This is a genomic window from Caballeronia sp. LZ001 (assembly GCF_031450875.1).
Classification (GTDB): domain Bacteria; phylum Pseudomonadota; class Gammaproteobacteria; order Burkholderiales; family Burkholderiaceae; genus Caballeronia.
Window position 1 is genome coordinate 45,319 of sequence record NZ_JARTVX010000005.1, and the last position, 23,333, is coordinate 68,651.

Below are 23,333 nucleotides of genomic sequence, written 5' to 3' on the forward strand. Positions count from 1 at the left end.
CAGATAGATAGGGCAATACTTTTGCTTGCAACAACCGCGTTTGACCAGCGACGCCGCACGCGATTAGCAAGATCAAATTGAATCGGCTTGGCCAACTTTGCTTCCGTTTGCCACATGATCGAATTTGTTGCTCTTAATCTCGCGCACAACATCTACGGGCAGCTTCTGCATTGCAAGACCAAACGCTCCGGGCTTGCCCTTCGACTCCATGACGATGCGCTGCACCGCCGGGTGTTCGTCAAACCTCGGATTGACGAGCAACGTGTAGTACACGTACTGCTCAAGATCGACAGTGTCGGTGAAGCGGTACTTCATCCAGCCTTGAACAGCCACACGCGTGGTTCGACGGTAGGCGGCAGCCCAGTCAAGAACGTCTGGGTTTGCAGCCTTGCCGTATTTCGTTTGAAACCACTCATCGACCTTTCCATATTCGAATCGAGAGCCGCTAAAGTCATTGCGAAACTCGAATTCAACATGGTCGTCTGGATAGAAGTGCACAGCCAAGACGTCGTTGCCGGCTCGGTCAGACCTCTTCACAGGATCAAGATGAACCGTGGTTACTTTTTTGATCTCTTTTATGGGTGCGTACAGGTCCTTTACGGCCTCGTCCGCATCATAGACTTGCCACTCGACCGTGAACTCCGTTCCTTTGAGCTTGTAGCAGCAACTCAAACTTCCTGCCCCTGAACCTGGCGGCAGATCCCCACCTCCACTGGCTCGATTCCCATATTTGTCACGGACCACAAACTCCGTCAGGTTGTACGGCGTGTAGTTCATACCCTCCGCACTCAACCCGCCATACACTGGCTCAGAAGAAAAAAAGTCGCAGCCCGCGAGAAAGACGGTTGCCACAAGCAAAATAAAGATGTGTTTCATCAAACTTGAAATGTTCATTCGTATGCGCATGATTGCGTTAGTTCACCATTCCACCAGACAGATAGGGCAATACTCTTGCTTGCAACAACCGCGTTCAACCAGCGACGCCGCACGCGGTTAGCAAGATCAAATTGAATCGGCTTGGCCAACTTTGCTTCCGTTTGCCACATGATCGAATTTGTTGCTCTTAATCTCGCGCACAACATCTACAGGCAGCTTCTGCATTGCAAGACCAAACGCTCCGGGCTTGCCCTTCGACTCCATGACGATGCGCTGCACCGCCGGGTGTTCGTCAAAGGTTGTACGGCGGTAGTTGAGTCCGTCTGCGAGAGACCCGCCATACGATGGTGTACGCACGGTGTGGTCATGGCTTACGCAACACATGGCCATGGCCGCCACGTTCAAACACGGGCGGGAGGTCGCGGCGCGGGGTTCATGCCACGGTTGATCTGCGACGCGCGGCTTGCGTTCTCTTCCGTACGCTTGCGCGCTTTCTCCTCGGCCTCGTAGTCGGTCGAGCCGAACGTATCGACTCCGCGCAACCGGAAATAAAGCGAGGAAGACAGCACATGGTCCTGCCAGCTCGTGAGCATGGTGTCGTGCACGAGAAGATCGAACAGCGCCATGACCTTGGGCGGAAGCGGGTTCTTGCCTGACAGTCCCATCTTCCACGCCTGAACCAGGCTTTGCTGCTCGGCGCTGATCATCGCGTCCATGTGTTCCTCGATGATCGATGCGCCAAACTCCGGGTCCGCGTCATAAGGCTGTTCGCCGATCTGTACACCGGCGCGCGCTTGATTCACCGCGCGGCGCATGCCGGCCAAAGCGGTGTCGCGTTGGATCATGTCCGTCGACTCCGCCTGGATACTCCCACACGCCGACCGACGGTCTCGCTTTCTCGGCGCTGGCGTCGCGCAACGCCTCCATTTCAGCGCTCCTTGCCGCCTCCATGCGGTTCTGCGCCTTGCCTAAGGTGATCGAATCCGGCACCGGAAATTGCTTGCGCAAGGCGAGATAGGCAGCAGTCGCGTCGTTGCGTTCCTTCAGAATGGCTTCATGCTTTGCAGCCAGCGCGTCGAACTGGTTGGTGACGGTGGCACGAAATTCGGACGACGTATAGCGAACCGCCATCCAGCGTAAAAAGATCTGCATGTGATCGACGAAATTCAGACGCGCGACGTAGGGCACCATCTCACGGTAGGCCTTCATCAGTTCCCAGATCTTGTACGTGTTCTGGCCATCAGTGATGGGGTTTGCCAAGGTGAATTTTTGGAATGTATCCCCCTTGAAGTGCTGGAGATTTTCCATCGTGTCCATCGCTGCGCCATTTATAAGCGCTTCGTTCAGCATGTCGCGCAGGACAACGCGCTGAAGCTCCGCGCGCGCGCCGAGCGATCCTGGCGGTGCGCCGCCAGTAATGTCTTCGCTGGTGCCGGGATAAAGATATTGCAGGCCGCGTGTATTTTCCAGGCTGTCGAGCCGTTGATAGAAGCGCAGTTCGTGCGCGGCGGCAAAGTGAACGCAGCGCTGAACTGCCTGCGGCACGCCAAGCATTTGGTCGCCGTAATTCTGCTTGATTGCCCCGACCAAGGGCACCATGCTGATCAGCGCATTCTCCTGGACCAACGACGACACCGCGTCGAGCAAACCGACGAACACGATCTCGATAGGAATGGTGGCGCCGTTCGGGTCCTTTGGAATCTTGTATTCCAGTATGGCTTCGCTCGGATGTTTGTATGTCGCGCTCAGGTCATTCAGCAAGGCCCTCGCAAGGACGCAACCGCGATCCGCGCCGAACACAGACACCTTGACGTGCTGGACCTTGGGCATCCTTGCCCTCGCGTCCTCAATCGCTTTCTCAAACTGGGTCTTCGCCGCCTGAAGGCGCGGCTCGACCCCGGTGCCCAAAAGCCGCGCGACCACTGAGTTGTCCCTGAGAACAGGAACCACGTCGAACGAACATTTGAACAGCTCGCCCGCCACTGCCCAGCCAACCTTCAACGGATTCTTCCTGAGATCGAAAAGGATTTGACGGCCACTTTTTACCGCGTCCTTGGCGAGGATGCGCCCGGCCGCGCGGCCACGGTCGAGCACGGCGCCGGTCCTGAAGAAGCGCAAGACGCGTCCGGCATTGGTACGCAACGCCTTCGCCTCTTTGACGAGTCCATCGTATGCATCCACGACAGGGCGATAGGAATGCTCCTCCAAACCCTTTTTGAATCCGTTGGTAATGGCGCTCTGCGGATCGAGCTGGAGACGGTCGACACCGGTGATTTTTTCGCCAATCTTCTTTGCGTTCGATACCTGACCTTGAGCCGCACTCACGACCTTGCTCGTCAGCGCGGATACGATTTCGCCGTCTTTGGCTTCTTTGTTGAGGTCCGTGCCCAGGCCGGAGTAGTAGAGTCGGTACCAAAACTGATTGGGGGTCTTCCCACGGCGTCGATCCTTGTTTTCTCGGTGTGCTTCCCAGAGCCGGCAGATATTGGAATATCGGGACGTCGATGGGTCATCATGATCACGGTGTCGGCCAAATCCATCAAAAAAGAATCCGATGTGAATTACCGCACCGCATGGGATGCAGTCATCGGAAGGATAAGCCTTCGTGTTGGCGCCAATCGCGTCCAGCACTTCAAGAGGCGTGCGATCTGCAGCATCGATTTCGTTCGTATTAGCCATTCTTACTTCCACCTGCGGCATGGATAAACTTGTTGCTCTTAATCTCGCGTACAACATCTGCAGGCAGCTTCTGCATGGCAAGACCAAACGCTCCGGGCTTGCCCTTCGACTCCGTGACGATGCGCTGCACCGCCGGGTGTTCGTCAAATTTCGGATTGACGAGCAACGTGTAGTACACGTACTGCTCAAGATCGACGGAGTCGGTGAAGCGGTATTTCATCCAGCCTTGAACAGCCACACGCGTGGTTCGACGGTAGGCGGCAGCCCAGTCAAGATCGTCTGGATTTGCAGCCTTGCCGTATTTCGTCTGAAACCACTCATCGACCTCTCCATAGTCAAATCGAGAGCCGCTAAAGTCATTGCGAAACTCGAATTCAACATGGTCGTCTGGATAGAAGTGCACAGCCAAGACGTCGTTGCCGGCTCGGTCAGACCTCTTCACAGGATCAAGATGAACCGTGGTCACTTTTTTGATCTTTTTTATGGGCGCATAGATGTCTTTAGAGAATTCTTCCATGTCATAGACTTCCCACTCGACCGTGAACTCCGTTCCCTTTAGCTTGTAACAACAACTCAAACTTCCTTCGCCTGACCCTGGCGGCAGGTCGCCGCCTCCACTGGCTCGATTCCCATATTTGTCACGGACCACAAACTCCGTCAGGTTGTACGGCGTGTAATTCATACCCTCCGCGCTCAACCCGCCATACACTGGCTCAGAAGAAAAGAAGTCGCAGCCCGCAAGAAAGACGGTTGCCACAAGCAAAACAAAGATGTGTTTCATCAAACTTGAAAGGTTCATTCGTAGGTGCGTGATTGCGTTAGTTCAACATTCCACCAGATAGATAGGGCAAGCACTCTTGCTTGCAACAACCGCGTTCAACCAGCGACGCCGCACGCGGTTAGCAGGATCAAATTGAATCGGCTTGGCCAACTTTGCTTCCGTTTGCCACATGATCGAATTTGTTGCTCTTAATCTCGCGCACAACATCTACAGGCAGCTTCTGCATTGCAAGACCAAACGCTCCGGGCTTGCCCTTCGACTCCATGACGATGCGCTGCACCGCCGGGTGTTCGTCAAATTTCGGATTGACGAGCAACGTGTAGTACACGTACTGCTCAAGATCGACGGAGTCGGTGAAGCGGTATTTCAGCCAGCCTTGAACAGCCACACGCGTGGTTCGACGGTAGGCGGCAGCCCAGTCAAGATCGTCTGGGTTTGCAGCCTTGCCGTACTTCGTTTTAAACCAATGATGTACTTCAGCATAGTCAAATCGAGAGCCGCTAAAGTCATTGCGAAACTCGAATTCGACATGATCGTCTGGATAGAAGTGCACAGCCAGGACATCGTTGCCAGCTCGGTCAGACCTCTTCTCAGGATCAAGATGAACCGTGGTTACTTTTTTGATCTCTTTTATCGGTGCATAGATGTCTTTAGAGAATTCTTCCATGTCATAGACTTCCCACTCGACCGTGAACTCCGTGCCTTTGAGCTTGTAGCAGCAGCTTATTCTTCCTTCGCCTGACCCTGGCGGCAGATCCCCTCCTCCACTGGCTCGATTCCCATATTTGTCACGGACCACAAACTCCGTCAGGTTGTACGGCGTGTAGTTCATACCCTCCGCACTCAACCCGCCATACACTGGCTCAGAAGAAAAAAAGTCGCAGCCCGCAAGAAAGACGGTTGCCACAAGCAAAACAAAGATGTGTTTCATCAAACTTGAAAGGTTCATTCGTATGCGCATGATTGCGTTAGTTCACCATTCCACCAGACAGATAGGGCAAGCACTTTTGCTTGCAACAACCGCGTTCAACCAGCGACGCCGCACGCGGTTAGCAAGATCAAATTGAATCGGCTTGGCCAACTTTGCTTCCGTTTGCCACATGATCGAACTTGTTGCTCTTAATCTCGCGCACAACATCTGCAGGCAGCTTCTGCATTGCAAGACCAAACGCTCCGGGCTTGCCCTTCGACTCCATGACGATGCGCTGCACCGCCGGGTGTTCGTCAAACTTCGGATTGACAAGCAACGTGTAGTACACGTACTGCTCAAGATCGACGGAGTCGGTGAAGCGGTATTTCAGCCAGCCTTGAACAGCCACACGTGTGGTTCGACGGTAGGCGGCAGCCCAGTCAAGATCGTCTGGGTTTGCAGCCTTGCCGTATTTCGTCTGAAACCACTCATCGACCTTTCCATATTCGATTCGAGAGCCGCTAAAGTCATTGCGAAACTCGAATTCGACATGGTCGTCTGGATAGAAGTGCACAGCAAAGACGTCGTTGCCGGCTCGGTCAGACCTCTTCACAGGATCAAGATGAACCGTGGTTACTTTTTTGATCTCTTTTATCGGTGCATAGATGTCTTTAGCGAATTCTTCCATGTCATAGACTTGCCACTCGACCGTGAACTCCGTGCCTTTGAGCTTGTAGCAGCAGCTTATTCTTCCTTCGCCTGACCCTGGCGGCAGATCGCCGCCTCCACTGGCTCGATTCCCATATTTGTCACGGACCACAAACTCCGTCAGGTTGTACGGCGTGTAGTTCATACCCTCCGCGCTCAACCCGCCATACACTGGCTCAGAAGACAAAAAGTCGCAGCCCGCAAGAAAGACGGTTGCCAGGGCCGAAAAAAGGAAATGCCAGAACAACCTTGATAGGTTCATTCGTTTGTAGCCCATTGGCTTATCTCATCAATTCAGTGTGCGTCGCGATGGCAAGCACGTATCAAGAACACTAGTCGAGGAATCCATACGGCAAACCCGTAACCGCTCAACTCTCCGCCGCCTGTTTAATCACGTCACGAGTAAGTCCGCTCAAAGCCTCCCGATGCGATATCTCGGCGTTTCGCGCTCGTTGCAGACGCTCCTGAATCACCGGATGCTCGTCGAAACGAGGCGAAAGCACGATGCCCTTCGAGACGTAATTCAGGAAGTCGTCTTTCTCTCTTAGACGATAGCGGCTGGCTCGTTCGAGTTGCTCGGTGACAAGCAGGTACAGCGCGAAATCGCTCTCGTCGGCGGACATTCCGAGTTGCTCAAAGCGGCAGATCATCCCGTGCGTGACGTACGACTTCGGCATCTTGCTAAAGTCCTTCCAGCGCTCACCGAACATTCTTTGCAGATACCCTTGATCGGGATCAACAGGATCGATGGTAAATGTCGCTGGTCGGCCGACGACTTGGTCCATTGGAATATCGGCGACCGGGCTCGTGAAATCTATCTGATATTCATAGAGTTCACTGACGCTCGCTTTGCCGGAAAATCTAAGCACGGAGACGGGAAAGGACTGCGGCTTGAGTTGTAGCGTATAGGCCTGACTTGGCAATACCATCGACATCTAAATACATCTCCTATGAATCTCTTTTGATGCGCGCGAAATTTCGATCCAGCGTTTCGGCATCCTGATCGCACTGCGTAGTTCTTTGCCATGAGATCGACGAATTGCTAGTCGAACTCAATTCAGGCCAGTAAGGAATTGTTGCCGAAAAAATCGCTGCTCGTGCGCAGCCAATCTCTCCGCAATGCGATGCTCGACTATAAGAATTTCTGCAGATTCATCGACTTAACAAGCCATTCGGATATCGATGCAGTATTCTATTTTTAGGAGTTTTCTGATGACCCAAAGGGCTTTCTCGCTGATACATCGGCCACATCTTTACCGAGGCTGCAGTCAGTCACGCGCCGAAAGAAGGCCGCCGTCAAAGCTTCCACCGACGGCGGTCACGTGACTTCCTAACGCGATCCTCGCACGCGCGCCATAACAGGCAACACTCGCCTCACAACTTCGTCACCTGCAACATCGCATCAGCAAACTCCCTCGGCGCTTCCTGCGGAAAGTTGTGTCCGACACCCCCGCCCAGCGTGCGATGCATATACTTGCCCGTGAACTTCTTCGCATACGCAGCAGGTTCGGGATGCGGCGCGCCGTTGGCATCGCCTTCCAGCGTGATGGTGGGCACGGAGATGGTCGGTCCTGCCGCAAGACGCTGTTCGAGCGCGTCGTATTGCGCTTCTCCCTGTACAAGCCCGAGCCGCCAGCGATAGTTATGAATGACCACCGCGACATGGTCCGGGTTCTGGAACGATGCGGCCGAGCGTTCGTACGTGGCATCGTCGAAATTCCACTTCGGTGACGCAAGCTGCCAGATCAGCTTGTTGAAGGCATCGCGATTGGCCGCATAACCCAGCGCGCCACGCTCCGTCGAGAAATAGTACTGATACCACCACTGGAACTCCGCCTTGGGCGGCAGCGGCTTTTTGTTCGCCTCCTGACTGCCGATGAGATACCCGCTCACCGACACCAGCGCCTTCACGCGCTCCGGCCACAATGCAGCGATGCAATCTGCCGTGCGCGCACCCCAGTCGTAACCACCGAAGATGGCCTGCTCGATCTTGAGCGCATCCATGAGCGCGACGATATCCACCGCTGTCACGACCTGTTGACCGTTGCGCACGGTATCGGCGGAAAGGAAGCGCGTGGAGCCATAGCCACGCAGATACGGCACGATCACGCGATAACCGGCCGCGGCCAGAATAGGCGCAACCTCGGCATAGCTGTGGATGTCGTAAGGCCAGCCATGCAGCAGAAACACGACCGTGCCATTGGCGGGCCCGAGTTCCGCATAGCCGACGTTGAGCTTGCCCGCATCGATCTGCCTGATCGGGCCAAACGACGCGCCCGCGCTCGTCGCTTTAACAGTGGACGATTGCGCCTTCGCGAACGTGCTGAAGCTAAAGTCCGCAAGGGCGACGCTTGCAAGCGTCGTCCCAAGCATAAGACGACGCCGTTGATTGACGGGTTCTGACATGACCAGACCTCCTTATCGATTGGTTCGGGAATTTTCGTGGGTCCACTTGAAGAGTGGCCTCGACGGTTTTATATCCCAGCCGATCAGGAGCGATGTATCTCAGTGTATCCGTCCATTCAATCTACACATCGCGATTCAAAAGCGCGGAATACTCAGCGCTTTTTGTAGTTTGCAAACACCTCTTTGCGGATGGAGCCATGCACGCCCCAGTTCGCATCGACAACCTGCGTCACGCCGAAATCCGCCGCCACGGACATGAGTGCGATGGCCTCGTCTTCGCTCAGTCCATGAACCGTCATCAGGAAGCGCCGCAGTTTGCGAAAGGCATCGCGCATGGCACGGTCGAGGCTCGCGTGTTGCGCGACTTCGAGTTGCGCGTTGGCGCCGAGTTCGCCGAGATAGTTCGGAAACGTAAAGCCATACACGGACCATTGCTGATCCGTTTCGAGCAGCGGATGCGTCAGTCCTTCGAGCAACGTGCCTTCGAGATCCGCCTGCTTGTGCAGGATGAATTCGAAGTCACCCGTGAGCGACGTTTCAATGGCCGTGCCGCCGAGTTCGCTGTCGCCTTGCGCCGCGTGCGGATCGCCGACTGAAAACAGCGCGCCCGCAACGGCCACCGGGTAATACATCTTCGAACCCTTGCCGATACGCCAGTCGTCGATATTGCCGCCGGTATAGCTCGGAGGAATCGAGCTGACATAGTCCGCTTCGGCGGGCGCCACGCCCATGGTGCCGAAATGCAGCCGCGCCGGCACGCGTATGTCGGGCAGGATGTTCTCGCGCTTCTTCACCAGCCGATGATCCACCTGCACGCCAGGATAATCGATGGTCGCATGCACGATGCCGTCCGGGTCGGTCTGCGGCGTCCACACATAGTTGTAGACGGCGCGCGCATACGGCTCGCCGGAAGTATCAAGTTCGAAGATCGTCACGACTTCGCGCGGCTTCGGCTCCTCGATCAGATCGTGATACTGAAAGCCCCACGACGCCGCCACGTTCGAGCCGAAGCATTTGCCCGCATGACACGCGTTGCAACTCGGGCGCGGCCGTACATCGAGGATGCGCACTTCGAGTACATCGCCGGGTTCGGCGCCTTCTATCTCGACAGGCCCGGTCAGCAGATGCACGCCGACGCCTTCGCCATCGCCCAGTTTGAACGGACCTTCTGTAGGGCCAGCACCGCGCCGCGATACGCCCTTGTGCTCGCGCGTCCATTCGAACACGCTCTGCGCGCCGGGGTCGCCCGCGACCATGCGCTCGTGGTCGTCGTTGGCATGATGCGTCAGCGTTTCGATGGTGGCGCGGTCGCCCGACTTCAGCGTGAGACGCGGCTCTACCCGTTTGCTGAAGTATCCCCAATGCACGGTGGATGATGAAACGGGCAGCGTGTAATGCTTCATTGAATCGTCCTCGGCTTTAGGGTTTTAATGCACCGTTTCGAGCGTGCTGCCCGCGCCCATCACGTTGAGAAAGCGCGCAGTCAGCGGATGATGCGGATGCGTCAACACCTGATGCGCCTGCCCTTCCTCGACCACCGTTCCGCCGCTCAAGAACACCACGCGGTCGGCCACTTCATCGGCGAAGCGCAACTGATGCGTCGAGATGATCATGGTGAGGCCGTCGTCGAGCGCGAGACGGCGGATCACTTCGAGCACTTCGCCGACCAGTTCGGGATCGAGCGCGGATGTCGGCTCGTCGAGCAGCAGCACGCGCGGGTTCGGCGCAAGCGCACGCGCTATGGCCACACGCTGTTGCTGGCCACCCGACAGATGACGCGGCAAGGCATCCGCGCGATGCACGAGGCCCACGCGTTCGAGCAAGGCATCGGCGCGACGGTTGGCATCGGCGAGCGTTGCGCCGTGTACCCATACGAGCGGCAAGGCAATGTTCTCGCGCGCCGTCAGATGACTGAACAGATTGAATTGCTGAAACACCATGGCGACGCCGAGACTCGCACGTTCTCGCGCCAGCTCGCGCGGATTCATTCGCCGCCCGTCATCGCGAAAGCCGAGACGCCGGCCGCCCACGCGTATCTCGCCTTCGCTCCATTGCTCCAGATGGTTGATGCAGCGAAGCAGCGTGCTCTTGCCCGAACCGCTCGGCCCGAGCAACGCGACGACTTCGCCGGAGCGGATGTCGAGGTCGAAGCCATTCAGCACGGCCTGTTCGCCGTAACGCTTGTGAACGCCACTGATCTGCACGGCCACGCCGTTGCGAGCCAGCGTGTCGTAGCGGCGCGCGCGTTCGGCAGCCGTGATCGGCGCGAAGACGGGCGGCAAGTCGCCGGGACTCGCGGGTTTCGGTGCGGGCGCGGGTTTGCGTCGTCCCCAGAAACCGCCGCCCGTGCTCGCGCGGTCCAGATCGAGCGCTCGTTCGATCATCAACTGAATCGCTGCGATGGCGCCCGTGAGACACAGATACAAAAGCCCCGACGCGAAGAAGATCGAAAAGAAGTCGAACGTGGACGATGCAAGCTGCGTGCTACGCAAGGTCAGTTCGCCGACCGAGATCACCGACGCCAGCGACGAGTTCTTCAGTGCGCTGACCGTTTCGTTGCCAAGCGCGGGGATCATCGAACGAATCGCCTGTGGCGCGATGATTCTGCGCATCAACACGCCCGGCGTCATGCCGAGCGCCTGCCCCGCGAGTGTTTGTCCGCGATCCACGCCGAGCACGCCCGAGCGGAATATCTCGGCGATGAACGGCGCTTCGTTCGCGGCGAGCGCGAGGCCCGCCGCGCCGATCGCGCTCAGTTTGATGCCGATATGCGGCAAGGCGTCGTAGGCGAACACCAGTTGCAGAATCAGCGGCGTGCCGCGAAAGATCACCGTGTAGCCGCGCGCGATCGCCGCGAGCGGCCCGATACGGCTCAGTTGCATGGCCGCGAGCACGAGTCCCAGCACGAGGCCGCCCGCGAGTCCCAGCAAGGTCACGGCGATCGTGAAGCGGATGCCGTCCAGAAGGATACGGCAGGCCGAGATAGTGAAGGAACAGGTCCATGAGCCGATGCTTCCCGTGCTTACTTCGCGACGATCAATTGCGGCGCGGCTAGGTTCTCCACGCCGAGGCCCCACTTCTTGAGCAAGTCCGACTGTGCGCCGCTCTTCTGAATGGCGACGAGCGCGGCCATCACGGCATCGCGGAAATCAGGCTTGTCTTTCGGCACGCCGATACCCACGAAATACGGCAAGGTCACCGCCGTCGCTTTTTCGAGCTTGTCCGGATACGCCTTGACGGCCTGATCGACCGTGTTCACGTCGTTGATATACGTATCTGCGCGGCCGGCGAGAATGGCCTGGATGCAGTTGGCGTTGTTGTCGTAAAGCTGCACGGTGGCTTCCGGCTTGCCTGCCGCCTTGCATTGCGGCGCGAGCGCCTGAACCAGCGGCACTTCCACGTAGCCGGTGTTTTCAGCGGCGGTCGTGCCGCACATCGACGTGTTGATGCCGGTAATTTTCTTGGGGTTGCCCTTCGCGACGAGCACGCCGTCGAACACCTTCGAATACGTGATGAAATCGGCGGCTTTGGCGCGTTCCTCGGTTGCGTAGATGTCGGAGATGACGATGTCGGCCTGACCGCTCTGCAGCGTCGTGAGCAACGCGGCGAAGGTGACGGGCTTGTACGCCATCGTGAAGCCGAGACACTGCGCGATCATCTCGCCCAAGTCGATATCGAAGCCGACGTACTTGCTCGGATCGTTCGGATCGAGCGCTTCATAGCCCGGCGTGTGCGGATTGATCGCGTTGGTGAGCGTCTTGCCCTTGAACTGTGGATACTTCGCCTGCAACGCGCTGCATTCGGCGGGCGAAGCGGCGTGTGCTTGCCCCGCGAACGCGAACAGCGACGCGCACAAAGCGCCGAGCCACACGCGAGCTAAACGGCCCATGAGATTCCTTTGCATCGATACGCTCCTGGCGGCTCTTGACCGCTGATGACGATTGACTTGCGATGCCCCGAGCGTAGGCGACCGAAATCCCGCTAACTTGTCTGGCTGCGCACAACTGCTGGTCCTCACGTGCACGCTCGTCCAAGAACCGCTTTCGCCGGTACCGCCGTGTCGCGCGCGAGTGCATGCATGCGCCGCGATGGCGCATGCATGCACTGTGGTTCGGCACGCCTTGCATGGCGTCGCCGCATGGCCGCGATGGCGCGGGAGTTGCTTTTCCAAAGCGCGTCTTGCCTGCTATTCGTGGAGTTTTCGCTTGAACCTGTCGCGCTTCACCACCGAGTCGTATCCCGAGTTCGAACGTCGACATGAATGGAAAGCGGCGCTCGCGCGCCTGGGGTGGCACGGCAAGATAGAAGGCGGCGAACGCGGTCTTCAAGGCACGCTGACATCGCGTGTATCGGCGGGCGGCATCGAGTTCACGACGATCGCCTCGGCCGCGCAGACGCTCGAACTGAGCGCCGATCAAAGCGGCAGTCTCATGCTCGTATTGCTGATCGATGGCGACGCCACGCTCGTCGCCGACGGCCTGCGCGAACGCGTTAGCCCGCATGACATCGTGTATGCGGCATCGGGACAAAGCGCGTCGCTGATCTTCGCGGGGCGCTTTCGCGCCTTTATCGTGCGTGCGCCGAAGAGCGCGATCAACGCGCGCTTGCTCTCGCCGCTTTCGTTGCGCGTGGCGCTGCTGCCGGGCGCAACGGGCATGGGCCATATCTTTTCGGGCTTCTTGCGCTCGGTGGTCGAGAGCCTCGAGACCTTGAGCGCCGATGAATTGCGTCCCACCGAACTCGCGCTCGCGGAAATGCTCGTCGCGTGTCTTGCGGGACAGGAACGCAAGGGCTCGTTCAACGGACTCACGCCGTCGCAGGCGGCGCTATTCTCGCGGCTATGCCGCTTCATCGAAGCAAATCTCGCCGAATCGACCTTGAGCGTCGCCACGCTTGCAAAGGACGAGCGCGTGTCGCCACGCTATGTGCAGAAGCTTTTCGAACTCGCCGGACAGAGCTTTTCGACCTATGTGCGCTCACGCCGTCTTGAGCGATGCCGCGCGGAACTGGCCGATCCGCTCTCCGAGAAAGTATCGATCTCGGACATCTGCTTTCGCTGGGGCTTCAACGACCCCGCGCATTTCAGCCGCGTGTTTCGCGAACGTTACGGCGCGTCGCCGCGCACCTTCAGGCACGAGGCGAGCCTTGAAATAGCGCGTCATCTGGTGCGAAGTCTCTCGCGCGGCTTGCCGGTCAATGCGGCGAGCCTGATCGCGCAGGCGCGTCAGGATCATGCGGGCGATACGCTCGTCGCCGTGCGTGAAGAACTCGATGCCGTGCATATCGAACCTCGGCTCGGACGCGACAAGCCGCGCCATCATCTGCTGCGCGCAACGGCAAATACCGTGCATTGGGGCTATTTCAGCCACGATCTGAAGCCCGTGCTCGAAGTACAGAGCGGCGACACCGTGACCGTGGAAGCGCTCACGCAACATGCCGCGGATGACTGGGATCGTATGATCGCGGGCGATCCCGGCGCCGAGAGCGTGTTCCACTGGACCGCCGAGCGCAAGAACGTGGACCGGCGCGGCGCGGGACCGATGAACGCATCGATCTACGGACGCGGCGCGGGCGAAGGCTTCGGCGTGCATATCTGCACGGGACCGATTGCCGTCACGGGCGCGGAGCCGGGCGACGTGCTCGAAGTGCGGATCGTCGATATTCATCCGCGCCGCTGCGCGAACCCGAAATATCATGGCCGCGCATTTGGCAGCAACGCCGCCGCGTGGTGGGGCTTTCACTATCGCGAGCTCTTGACCGAGCCCAAGCCTCGCGAAGTCGTGACCATCTACGAGCTTCATACGGATACCGAACGCGTCGACGAGAGCGCCTATGCGCGCGCCGTCTACAACTATCGCTGGACGCCGCAACGCGATCCGTTCGGCGTGATGCATCCGATCATCGATTATCCCGGCGTGCCTGTCGATCATTCGACCGTCGTCGAAAATCACAACGTGCTGAAGAACGTCACCATTCCGGTGCGGCCGCATTTCGGCGTGATCGGCGTCGCGCCTCAACAAAACGGTCTGATCGATTCGATCCCGCCTTCGGCCTTCGGCGGCAATCTCGACAACTGGCGCGTGGGACCGGGTGCAAGCGTGTTTCTGCCAGTGGGCGTGGCGGGCGCGCTGCTTTCCATCGGCGACCCGCATGCGTCGCAAGGAGACTCCGAGTTGTGCGGCACGGCTATCGAATGCTCGCTTACCGGCGACTTCGAACTGATCCTGCACAAGAAGCACACGCTCGGCTCACAGCCCTTTGCGGACCTCACGTATCCGCTTGTCGAAACCGCCGACGAATGGGTGCTGCACGGCTTCAGCCACGCCGACTATCTCGCGGAATTCGGCACCAGCGCGCAGAGCGAGGTCTATCAGAAGTCCACGCTCGATCAGGCCATGCGCGACGCCTTCATCAAGACGCGCCGCTTTCTCATGTCGACCAAGGGATTGAGCGAAGACGAAGCCATCTCGTTGATGTCGGTGGCCGTGGACTTCGGCGTGACGCAAGTGGTCGATGGCAACTGGGGCGTGCACGCGATCATCCGCAAGGCGCTTTTCACGGATTAGCGCTTATATATGGAGCGCCATCGTTACTGAACCGCCTCGGGCTCCTCGATCGCCCGCGTCAACAATTCGACGAACGCCACCACCGCTTGCGGCAAGGTGCGTCCCGCCATCGTCTGAATCTGCAAGGTGCGCTGATGCAGTTCGGGATTGCTGATGGGCACGGCCGCCATATCGTCACGCTGCAAACGGCTGCGCACGGTGAGGTAGCCGGTCAGCGTGATGGCGTCGGTGCGTTGCACGAAACTCTGCAAGGCCATGTGATAGTTCGCGATGAACACCGGCTCGAAGACGAGCCCTTCGAGACTGCACGAGATATCGAATAACTGACGCAGCGTCACGCCCTGGTTATGCATGGCCATCGGCCATTCGTGGAGATCGGCGAGCGAAACCGACTCGCGTGTCGCCAGCGGATGACCACCGCGCATCAATGCGAACACCGGCGCGCGCTGCGCATAATGCACGTGCACGTCCTTCTCGGGCGCGACGCTGAAGCACACCGCGACATCGTGCGTGCCTTCGCGCACGCGCTGTGTGGCGACCGATGGCGGCGAGACATCGAGTTGGAACTGCGCACGCGGATGCGTCTCCAGAAACCGCGCAAAGGCTTGCGGCAAGAAATCCGGCGCCACGCCTTCGGACGCGGCGACGCGTATCGTCACGCGGCCGCCCGCGCTCAAATCGCGTATTTCATCGATCACGCGCTCGTTTTCCAGATGACTGCGGCGCGCATGATTGGCAAGCAAGCGCCCGGCATCGGTCAAGACCATGCCGCGCGGACGCCGTTCGAATAGCGGTGTGCCCATCTGCTCTTCGAGCTTCGCCATCTGCCTGCTCAATGCCGACACCGCCACGAACAGCCGCTCCGATGCCTTGCTAAGCGAGCCGCTTCGCGCGATTTCGAGGAAGTAACGCAGCGCCGTCTCGTCCATTTCCGCCTTCTCGTTCCGCTTCGGGATAACCCTCGATTTGCCTTTTAAGCAAGGGTTCTTGAGAAATATTGTAATTGTCCAGAAATATCGGCGGCCGCAGCATGAGTCACGATTAAAGGGAGAACGACGTGACCCGCGATACCGCCGTCCAGCTTGCCACTCAGCGTTATGAGTCCGGCGCGTTCCTCGAAGACCTGCAGCGACGCGTCGGTCTGCGCACCGATAGTCAGGAAGCCGACAGCGGCGCGCGCCTCTTCGCTTACCTCGAAGAAGAACTTTCGCCCACGCTCGAGGAATGGGGCTTCGAGTGCCGCATCGTCGAGAATCCGGTGGCGGGCGCGGGGCCGTTCCTCATCGCGCATCGCCATGAAGCCGCGGACTTGCCGACGGTGCTCGGCTACGGTCACGGCGATGTCGTACGCGGCTACGACGCGCAATGGTCCGAAGGCCGGTCGCCGTGGCGCGTGACGGTGGAAGGCGAACGCTGGTACGGTCGCGGCACCGCCGACAACAAAGGCCAGCACAGCATCAATCTCGCGGCGCTGAAGGCCGTGCTCGACGCGCGCGAGGGCAAGCTCGGCTTCAATCTGAAGCTGCTGTTCGAGACCGGCGAGGAAGTCGGTTCACCCGGCCTGCATGCCGTGTGTCTCAAGTTGCGCGATGAACTGGCGGCAGACGTGTTGATTGCATCCGACGGACCGCGCCTCGCCGCCAACCGCCCGACGCTCTTTCTCGGATCGCGCGGCGTCATCAATTTCCGTCTCGATGTGAAGCTGCGCGATGGCGCGCATCATTCGGGCAACTGGGGCGGCCTCTTGCGCAATCCGGCCGTGGTGCTGGCGAACGCCATTGCATCCATGGTCGATGAGAACGGCAAGATCGTCATCGAAGGATTGCGGCCGCCGCCGGTGCCGGAATCGGTGCGGCGCGCGCTGGAGGGGATCGTCGTGGGCGGCAATCCCGGCGAACCGGAAGTCGATGCCGACTATGGCGAGCCGGGTCTCACGCCCGCCGAGCGCGTGTTCGGCTGGAACAATATCGAAGTGCTGGCGTTTCGCGCGGGCAATCCCGAGAAGCCCGTCAACGCCATTCCGCCGCATGCGTTCGCGCACATGCAGATTCGCTTCGTCGTCGGCACGAACTGGCGCGAGCTTGCCAGGATCGTGCGTGACCATCTCGATGCGCACGGTTTCACCATGGTCGATATCGAAGTGGAACGCGGCATGCCCGCCACGCGCGTCGATCCTGACAACGCGTGGGTGCAGTGGTCGATCCGTTCGCTGACGCAGACGACTGGCAGCGCGCCCGTGCTCTTGCCGAACCTCGGCGGCACGCTCCCCAACGATGTATTCGCCGATGTGCTCGGCATGCCGACCATCTGGGTGCCGCATTCGTATCCCGGATGCTCGCAGCATGCGCCGGACGAACACATGCTCGCGCCGGTGGTGCGCGAAGGCTTGCGCATCATGGCGGGTCTTTACTGGGACCTCGGCGCGCGCGATGGCAACGTAGCGCCTCGATCGAACGGAGAAGCACGCCATGAGCACTGATTCCGTCACGATATCCCCCGCGCGCGATGAGCCGGCGAAGCATCGCAACGTGGCGCGTCTGATCGTCGCCACGTCTATCGGCAATGCGCTCGAGTTTTACGATCTCGTCGTCTATGGCTACTTCGCAGGCGTATTGTCGAAGCTGTTTTTTCCCACGCAGGATCACACCGTCTCGCTGCTACTCACCCTCGGCACCTTCGCGCTGTCGTATCTCGCGCGGCCCGTCGGTGCGCTCGTGCTCGGCTCGTATAGCGACCGGCATGGCCGCAAGGCGTCGCTTACGCTGTCCATCGCGATGATGACCGTCGGCACGGCCATGGTCGCGCTCATGCCTTCGTATGCAAGCATCGGCATTGCGGCGCCCATTCTGATCTTCTTGTCGCGTTTGTTGCAGGGCTTTTCGGCGGGCGGCGAGTTCGGCAGTTCGACGGCATTTCTCGTCGAACATGCGCCCGAGCGCAGCGGCTTCATGTCGAGCTGGCAGTTTTCGAGTCAAGGCGCGAGCACGCTGCTCGCGTCGCTCTTTGGTGCCGTGCTGACGAGCACGCTCACGCCTGCGCAGCTCGAAGGCTGGGGATGGCGCATTCCGTTTCTCTTCGGCGTGTTGATCGGACCGATCGGGCTGTATATTCGCCGACGCATGGACGAAACGCCGGAGTTCGAGCAGGCCGAGAAAGTGGCGTCGCCCGTGCGCGAGTTGCTCAAGACGCAGAAGGAACGCTTGCTCATCTGCATCGGCTCGCTCGTGCTCACGACCACGGCCAACTACATGCTGCTTTATATGCCGACGTACGCGACGCGGCAGTTGGGCTTGTCGCCGTCGTCGGGCTTCATCGCCACGTTGACGGCGGGCTTCATCATGATGGTGCTCGTGCCGGTGGTGGGACACCTGTCGGACAAATTCGGGCGCATTCGCATCATGCAGGTGACGGGCGTCGTGTTCTTTCTGACCGTTTATCCGGCGTTCATGCTCATGAATGCGCATCCTTCGTTGCCGACCTTGCTCGCCGCAGTGATCTGGGTCGCGTTACTCAAGGCCACCTACTTCGCGCCGATTCCGGCATTGATGGCCGAACTCTTTCCGACCGCCACGCGCACCACGGGCATGGCCTTCGGCTACAACATCGGCACGACCATTTTCGGCGGCTTCACGCCGCTCGCGGTGGCTTCGTTGATCGCGGTCACGGGCAGCAACCTTGCGCCGGGACTGTATCTGATGATCGCTGCGGTCGTGAGCCTCTTTACGCTCGTGTGGGCGCGCATGCGGATCAAGTTGCGCTAAAGCCTTTGCCAGGAACTTTGAAAATGAACGAGACATTGAAACGTGCGATTCAGTTTTCCATCGATCATGAATCGAAGTGGGACCGGAACGTCGATGGCAACTGGGGCGTGCATATCAACGATCCCGCGCCGTGGAACAAGCTGCTTGGACCCGTACACGATCGCGGTCCGGTGTCGGGCGCGATTGCGCTCGATGGCCACGTGATCACCACGTGGGGCGAGCCGGATCGCGCGGACCTTACCTTCAGCATTGCGAAGACGTACCTCGCCTTGCTTGCGGGCGTGGCGCACGACCGCGGCTTGCTGCCCGATGTCGATGAACCCGTGCGCGAGCGCGTGCCCGGTATCGGCTTCGACGACGCGCATAACGCCCCGGTTACGTGGGCGCAATTGCTGCAGCAGACGAGCGAATGGCAAGGCGAGTGCTTCGGGCTTTCGGATCAGGCGGATCATTATCGCGCGGTGACATTTGGCGAGCCGCCCGCGGGCAAGAAAGGCGACTTGCGGCCGTTGCAGACGCCTGGCACCTTCTGGGAATACAACGACGTGCGGATCAACCAGTTATCGCTTGCGTTGATGCATCTGTTTCGTCGGCCGCTGCCCGAAGTGTTTCGTGAAGCGATTGCCGAGCCTTGCGGCATGAGCGATGGCTGGCAATGGGTGGGTTACGACCATGCCTGGACCGAGATCGATGGGCGGCGCATGCAGTCCGTTCCCGGTGGGACGCATTGGGGCGGCGGTATGTCGGTTAGTGCGAACGACCAGTTGAAGATCGCGCGGATGTTGCTGGACGAAGGTCTGGTTTCCGGGCGGCGGGTGCTGTCCCGCGAGTGGATCGAGAAAATGCGCACGCCTTGTGATATCGCGCCGTTTTATGGGTTTCTTGTCTGGCTCAATACGGGGCGGAAGATGTTTCCCTCGGTGCCGGAGTCGAGCTATTTTGGCGTGGGCGCGGGAAGTTCGTTCATGTGGATCGAACCTTCCACGCGGCTGGCGGTTATCGTGAGGTGGCTGGATTCGGCGTTTGCCGGGGAGTTTTTTGGGTTGGTGTTCGATGGCGTCAAGGGGATGACGCGTTGAAAGCTTGAGCTTCTTTCCGGCCGACACGACAAGTTGGCCGTCCTCTCATTTCGGGCTTTCGATAAATCTCCCAAGCGCGTACCTAGCGTGCACTAAAAAGGCCCCTGAATCGCCTCTGCTAAATGCCCCACATCGCAACATCAGCAATTCCGACCGAGTAGAACTTCCCGCAATTTCGACCCTTTATTTAAGCGCTCAAACGCAATGTGTCCGAGTACACATACGCGAGTATTTCCATTCGTGCGATGAACGTTCGACGCTGATTTGACCTGCTAAGCTTTGTTTCAATGGCATGACCAATACGCGAACGCGAAGCGGCTCGATCACGCTTCCCGGCACGTACGTCATTGGCCATTCGAACGGCGGGTCAGAGCCATAGAGCTCGATACGGGGATCATCAAAGTGTGGACAAGGTCAAGTTCGGCAGGTCACAAAACGATGCCCGATCGTGTGCGTTCCGGCATTCGTGCATGCACCCCGTCGTTGACTCGTCGCGCCCTGCTCGGTGACATCGCGGCGCTCGCTCTCGGTGCAGCGTCCCCCTTCGCCTTCGCTCAACATGATGCGGTGGGACTCGTCACGCCGCCGCTTCGCCTTGACGATATCGTGCTCGTCGATCAGACCGGCAAGACGCGTCGCTTGAACGAAGTGTTGCGTCACGGCGTGACTGCGTTGCAGACGGTCTACACCGGTTGCGGCACGGTATGTCCTTTGCAGGGCGCGCTATTCAGCGCGGTACAGAAACGCATGACGAGCATCCGTACTCGTCATGCGGTGCAGTTGCTATCGATTGGAATCAATCCGCTTTCCGATTCACCTCAGGCATTGCACGCATGGCTCGCCCAGTTCGAGGCGGGTCCTTCGTGGATCGCAGCGACTCCGACGCTTGCGGATGTCGACAAGATGCGCGTGGCGCTGTCGGGCAGCAAGGCATCGGCAAGTGACATCGCAGACCATTCGACGCAGGTCTATTGCTTCGATGCCAATGCGATGTTGCGCTGGAGAAGCGCCGATCTTCCACGCGTGAACGATGTCTGCGATGTGCTCGGCGCGCTTGCACTGACATAGCTATTCGACTTATCCACGGGGAGCAGGACCATGCCACGAATCCTTTCGGCCGGGAGCGTGTTGCTTGACGTTGCCCGCCATGCGCGCGTCGTCTTGCTGCTGGCGTTGGCGCTAACGTTAGCGAGTGTGTCGCACCAAGTCCGCGCGCAGACATCGGCGCCCATCACGCTAAGCGGCACCAGCATGTGCGCCGACGTGAGCGGCGAATCCAAAACACCGAACGCGCCAGTCATTACATGGCCCTGCACCGGCGGCGCGAATCAGCAATGGAAGCCGGTTGCTACAGGCACGCGCTACAACCTCATCAATCTCAATAGCGGTCTATGCATGGACGTGTCGGGTCAAAGTCCCGATCCCGGCGGTCCTATCATTCAATGGACCTGTAGTGGCGGCACGAATCAGGCGTTTTCGTTGATCCCGCAAGGCGGAGGTTACGCGATCGTCGCGGGACACAGCGGCTTGTGCGTGACCGCGTCGAGTACGACCTCACAAGGCGTGCAACTGACGCAGCAGGTGTGTAACGCAAGCGCCACGCAGACATGGAAAGTCAGCGGCTTGCCCGCGCCGCAAGCTGCATTGCCTTCGAAATGGACGGCGCCCATCACGTTGCCGCTCGTGCCGCTCCAAGCCGCGAATCTTCCCGATGGAACCGTGCTGGTCTGGTCGGCCGACAGCGCCCTCAACTTCACCTCTGGCGAAGTCACGCCGGGCAAGACGTACACGGCGATCTTCAATCCATCGACCGGCACCAGCAAACAAATGATCGTGACCAACACCGGGCACGACATGTTCTGTCCGGGTATCGCCAATCTTCCCGATGGCCGCATCTTCGTGACGGGCGGATCGAGCACGAAAAAGACCAGCATCTATTCGCCTACGACCGGCACATGGACGTCGAGCAATCAGATGAACATTTCGCGCGGCTATCAGGGCAGCGTGACCTTGAGCAACGGTAACGTGTTTCTCGTGGGCGGCTCGTGGAATGGCGGGCTCGGTGGAAAGACGGGCGAGACGTGGACCTCGGGCTCGGGCTGGCAAGTCAACGGCGCCATTCTCGACGACTACATCCTGACGAACGACGCTGCGGGCGTGTTCCGCGCCGACAACCACGCGTGGCTCTTCGCGGTCGCCAACGGACGCGTGTTTCATGCGGGCCCGAGCCGCGCCATGCACTGGTTCGACACGGCGGGCAACGGCAGCGTCACCGCAGCCGGCAACCGGGGCAGCGACAATGACGCGATGAACGGCAACGCGGTCATGTACGACGTCGGCAAGATACTTGCCGTGGGCGGCGCGCCGAGCTACGACCAATCGACGGCCACCTCCAATGCGACGCTGATCGACATCAGCAGCGGAACGGCGATCACGCGCACCATCGCACCGATGAGCTATCAGCGCGCGTTCAACAACAGCGTCGTGTTGCCGAATGGGCAGGTCGTCGTGATCGGCGGTCAGACCTTTGCCGTGCCGTTTTCGGACGACAACGCGATCCTCACGCCCGAGTTGTGGGACCCGACCACGAATGCGTTTTCGCGGCTCGCGCCACAAGCCGTACCGCGCACTTATCACAGCATGGCGCTGCTGCTGAACGATGGACGCGTGCTCAGCGGCGGCGGCGGATTGTGCGGCTCGTGCGCCACGAATCACACGAATGTCGAGATATTGGCGCCGCCTTATCTTCTCAACGCGGACGGGTCCGCCGCAACCAGACCGACCATGAGTTCCGCGCCGACCGATGCGTTGCTCGGCACGACCATCGTCGTATCGGCGACCAAGGGCATGACAGCATTTGCGCTGATGCGCTCATCGTCGGCCACGCATTCGGTGAACAACGAACAGCGACGCGTACCGCTGACGTTTACGGTGGGCACCGCTGGCGAGTACAAGTTGAAGATTCCGTCCGACCCGGGCATCGTCGTGCCCGGCTATTACATGCTTTTCGCGCTGAACGCGAAGGGCGTGCCGAGCCTCTCGCGTACCATGCGCGTGCATTGATGGCGCATCGCTGGGTCGGCCTCGCGCTCGTTGCGATGGTAACGGTTGCCCATGCCGCATGTGAACCGCGCGACCTGGGCTGCGCGATTTTCGACGGAGAGCATCTGATGTCGGCGCATTTGCGTGATGACGATCGCACGTTGCCTGCGTGGACGACTCGTTGCGTCAATTGCCATGTGGGCACATCGAAAGCGGCGGCCTTTGCGCCGCCGCTGACTCGCGAGTCCTTGCTTGGCGAAACGCGTCGTCGCGGAGGGCCGATGAGCCATTACGATCCCATCGCTTTTTGCCGCGCGATCAAGGATGGCGTCGATCCAGCGGACATCGTGCTTCGTCGGGCGATGCCGCGTTACAAGATTGCTGACGCACAGTGCGCCGCGCTCTGGCAATTCGTTATGAGCCGATGAGCGCGCGCATTCGTCGATGCGTCTTGAACGACGCAGCCGCTTCGAGCGGTCACGAGCACGGTACGGCGGCATGAGTGAATCGGTTGATCGTTGGTTG

19 protein-coding genes and 1 pseudogene are annotated in these 23,333 nt (G+C 59.4%); 7 read left to right on the forward strand and 13 right to left on the reverse strand.

All coding sequences use genetic code 11. The features are described 5' to 3' along the window. Positions 1–72: 72 nt before the first annotated feature. From P9292_RS36760 to P9292_RS36815, 12 genes and pseudogenes are all read right to left on the reverse strand, one after another. Positions 73–894 (reverse strand): DUF3304 domain-containing protein, encoded by an 822-nt coding sequence (locus P9292_RS36760; protein WP_309964421.1) that lies wholly within the window; start codon positions 892–894, stop codon positions 73–75. A gap of 108 nt (positions 895–1,002) precedes the next feature. Further along, entirely contained in the window at positions 1,003–1,233 is a 231-nt protein-coding gene (locus P9292_RS36765) for a hypothetical protein (RefSeq protein ID WP_309964423.1), read from the reverse strand. 44 nt (positions 1,234–1,277) lie between these two features. Then, positions 1,278–1,721, reverse strand: a complete 444-nt coding sequence (locus P9292_RS36770) for a hypothetical protein (RefSeq protein WP_309964425.1) — start codon at positions 1,719–1,721, stop codon at positions 1,278–1,280. Further along, the gene (locus tag P9292_RS36775; RefSeq protein WP_309964427.1) at positions 1,633–3,555 is read right to left on the reverse strand and encodes a hypothetical protein; all 1,923 of its coding nucleotides are present in this window, start codon (positions 3,553–3,555) and stop codon (positions 1,633–1,635) included. Before P9292_RS36775 ends, P9292_RS36770 begins: the two co-directional genes overlap by 89 nt. Beyond that, positions 3,548–4,354 carry a DUF3304 domain-containing protein gene (locus P9292_RS36780; RefSeq protein WP_309964429.1) on the reverse strand — a complete coding sequence of 269 codons (807 nt, stop codon included), beginning with the start codon at positions 4,352–4,354 and terminating at the stop codon, positions 3,548–3,550. The genes P9292_RS36775 and P9292_RS36780 overlap by 8 nt, the downstream gene beginning before the upstream one ends. Before the next feature lie 109 nt (positions 4,355–4,463). Continuing rightward, positions 4,464–5,285 carry a DUF3304 domain-containing protein gene (locus P9292_RS36785; RefSeq protein WP_309964431.1) on the reverse strand — a complete coding sequence of 274 codons (822 nt, stop codon included), beginning with the start codon at positions 5,283–5,285 and terminating at the stop codon, positions 4,464–4,466. A gap of 109 nt (positions 5,286–5,394) precedes the next feature. After that, positions 5,395–6,231 (reverse strand): DUF3304 domain-containing protein, encoded by an 837-nt coding sequence (locus tag P9292_RS36790; protein ID WP_309964434.1) that lies wholly within the window; start codon positions 6,229–6,231, stop codon positions 5,395–5,397. Positions 6,232–6,322: 91 nt separating this feature from the next. Next, the gene (locus tag P9292_RS36795) at positions 6,323–6,889 is read right to left on the reverse strand and encodes a hypothetical protein (protein WP_309964436.1); all 567 of its coding nucleotides are present in this window, start codon (positions 6,887–6,889) and stop codon (positions 6,323–6,325) included. Between the two features lie 439 nt (positions 6,890–7,328). Next, positions 7,329–8,360: an alpha/beta hydrolase gene (locus P9292_RS36800; RefSeq protein WP_309964438.1), complete on the reverse strand. Its 1,032-nt coding sequence runs from the start codon at positions 8,358–8,360 to the stop codon at positions 7,329–7,331. A gap of 152 nt (positions 8,361–8,512) precedes the next feature. Beyond that, entirely contained in the window at positions 8,513–9,763 is a 1,251-nt protein-coding gene (locus P9292_RS36805; RefSeq protein WP_309964440.1) for an acetamidase/formamidase family protein, read from the reverse strand. Positions 9,764–9,787: 24 nt separating this feature from the next. Continuing rightward, positions 9,788–11,363, reverse strand: a pseudogene (locus tag P9292_RS36810) (amino acid ABC transporter permease/ATP-binding protein). 19 nt (positions 11,364–11,382) lie between these two features. Next, positions 11,383–12,264, reverse strand: a complete 882-nt coding sequence (locus tag P9292_RS36815; protein ID WP_244831832.1) for an ABC transporter substrate-binding protein — start codon at positions 12,262–12,264, stop codon at positions 11,383–11,385. 301 nt (positions 12,265–12,565) lie between these two features. On the opposite strand from P9292_RS36815, the gene P9292_RS36820 reads away from it, so the two are divergent. Continuing rightward, entirely contained in the window at positions 12,566–14,926 is a 2,361-nt protein-coding gene (locus P9292_RS36820; RefSeq protein ID WP_309964445.1) for an acetamidase/formamidase family protein, read from the forward strand. A 23-nt stretch (positions 14,927–14,949) separates the two neighbouring features. Here the strand turns inward: P9292_RS36820 and P9292_RS36825 are convergent, their stop codons facing one another. Then, positions 14,950–15,855: a LysR family transcriptional regulator gene (locus P9292_RS36825; RefSeq protein ID WP_250468054.1), complete on the reverse strand. Its 906-nt coding sequence runs from the start codon at positions 15,853–15,855 to the stop codon at positions 14,950–14,952. Between the two features lie 128 nt (positions 15,856–15,983). Here P9292_RS36825 and P9292_RS36830 point away from each other — a divergent pair, with 128 nt between their 5' ends. From P9292_RS36830 to P9292_RS36855, 6 genes are all read left to right on the forward strand, one after another. Next, entirely contained in the window at positions 15,984–17,405 is a 1,422-nt protein-coding gene (locus P9292_RS36830) for a M20 family metallopeptidase (protein WP_309964448.1), read from the forward strand. Next, a complete protein-coding gene (locus tag P9292_RS36835) occupies positions 17,395–18,687 on the forward strand; it encodes an MFS transporter (protein ID WP_309964450.1) in 1,293 nt (430 codons plus the stop codon). Before P9292_RS36830 ends, P9292_RS36835 begins: the two co-directional genes overlap by 11 nt. 23 nt (positions 18,688–18,710) lie before the next feature. Further along, the gene (locus P9292_RS36840; protein ID WP_309964452.1) at positions 18,711–19,766 is read left to right on the forward strand and encodes a serine hydrolase; all 1,056 of its coding nucleotides are present in this window, start codon (positions 18,711–18,713) and stop codon (positions 19,764–19,766) included. 438 nt (positions 19,767–20,204) lie between these two features. Beyond that, positions 20,205–20,834, forward strand: a complete 630-nt coding sequence (locus P9292_RS36845) for an SCO family protein (protein ID WP_250511770.1) — start codon at positions 20,205–20,207, stop codon at positions 20,832–20,834. A gap of 30 nt (positions 20,835–20,864) precedes the next feature. Beyond that, positions 20,865–22,829 (forward strand): RICIN domain-containing protein, encoded by a 1,965-nt coding sequence (locus tag P9292_RS36850; RefSeq protein ID WP_309964456.1) that lies wholly within the window; start codon positions 20,865–20,867, stop codon positions 22,827–22,829. Continuing rightward, the gene (locus tag P9292_RS36855; protein WP_309964458.1) at positions 22,829–23,236 is read left to right on the forward strand and encodes a hypothetical protein; all 408 of its coding nucleotides are present in this window, start codon (positions 22,829–22,831) and stop codon (positions 23,234–23,236) included. Before P9292_RS36850 ends, P9292_RS36855 begins: the two co-directional genes overlap by 1 nt. The last annotated feature ends 97 nt before the right edge of the window (positions 23,237–23,333 follow it).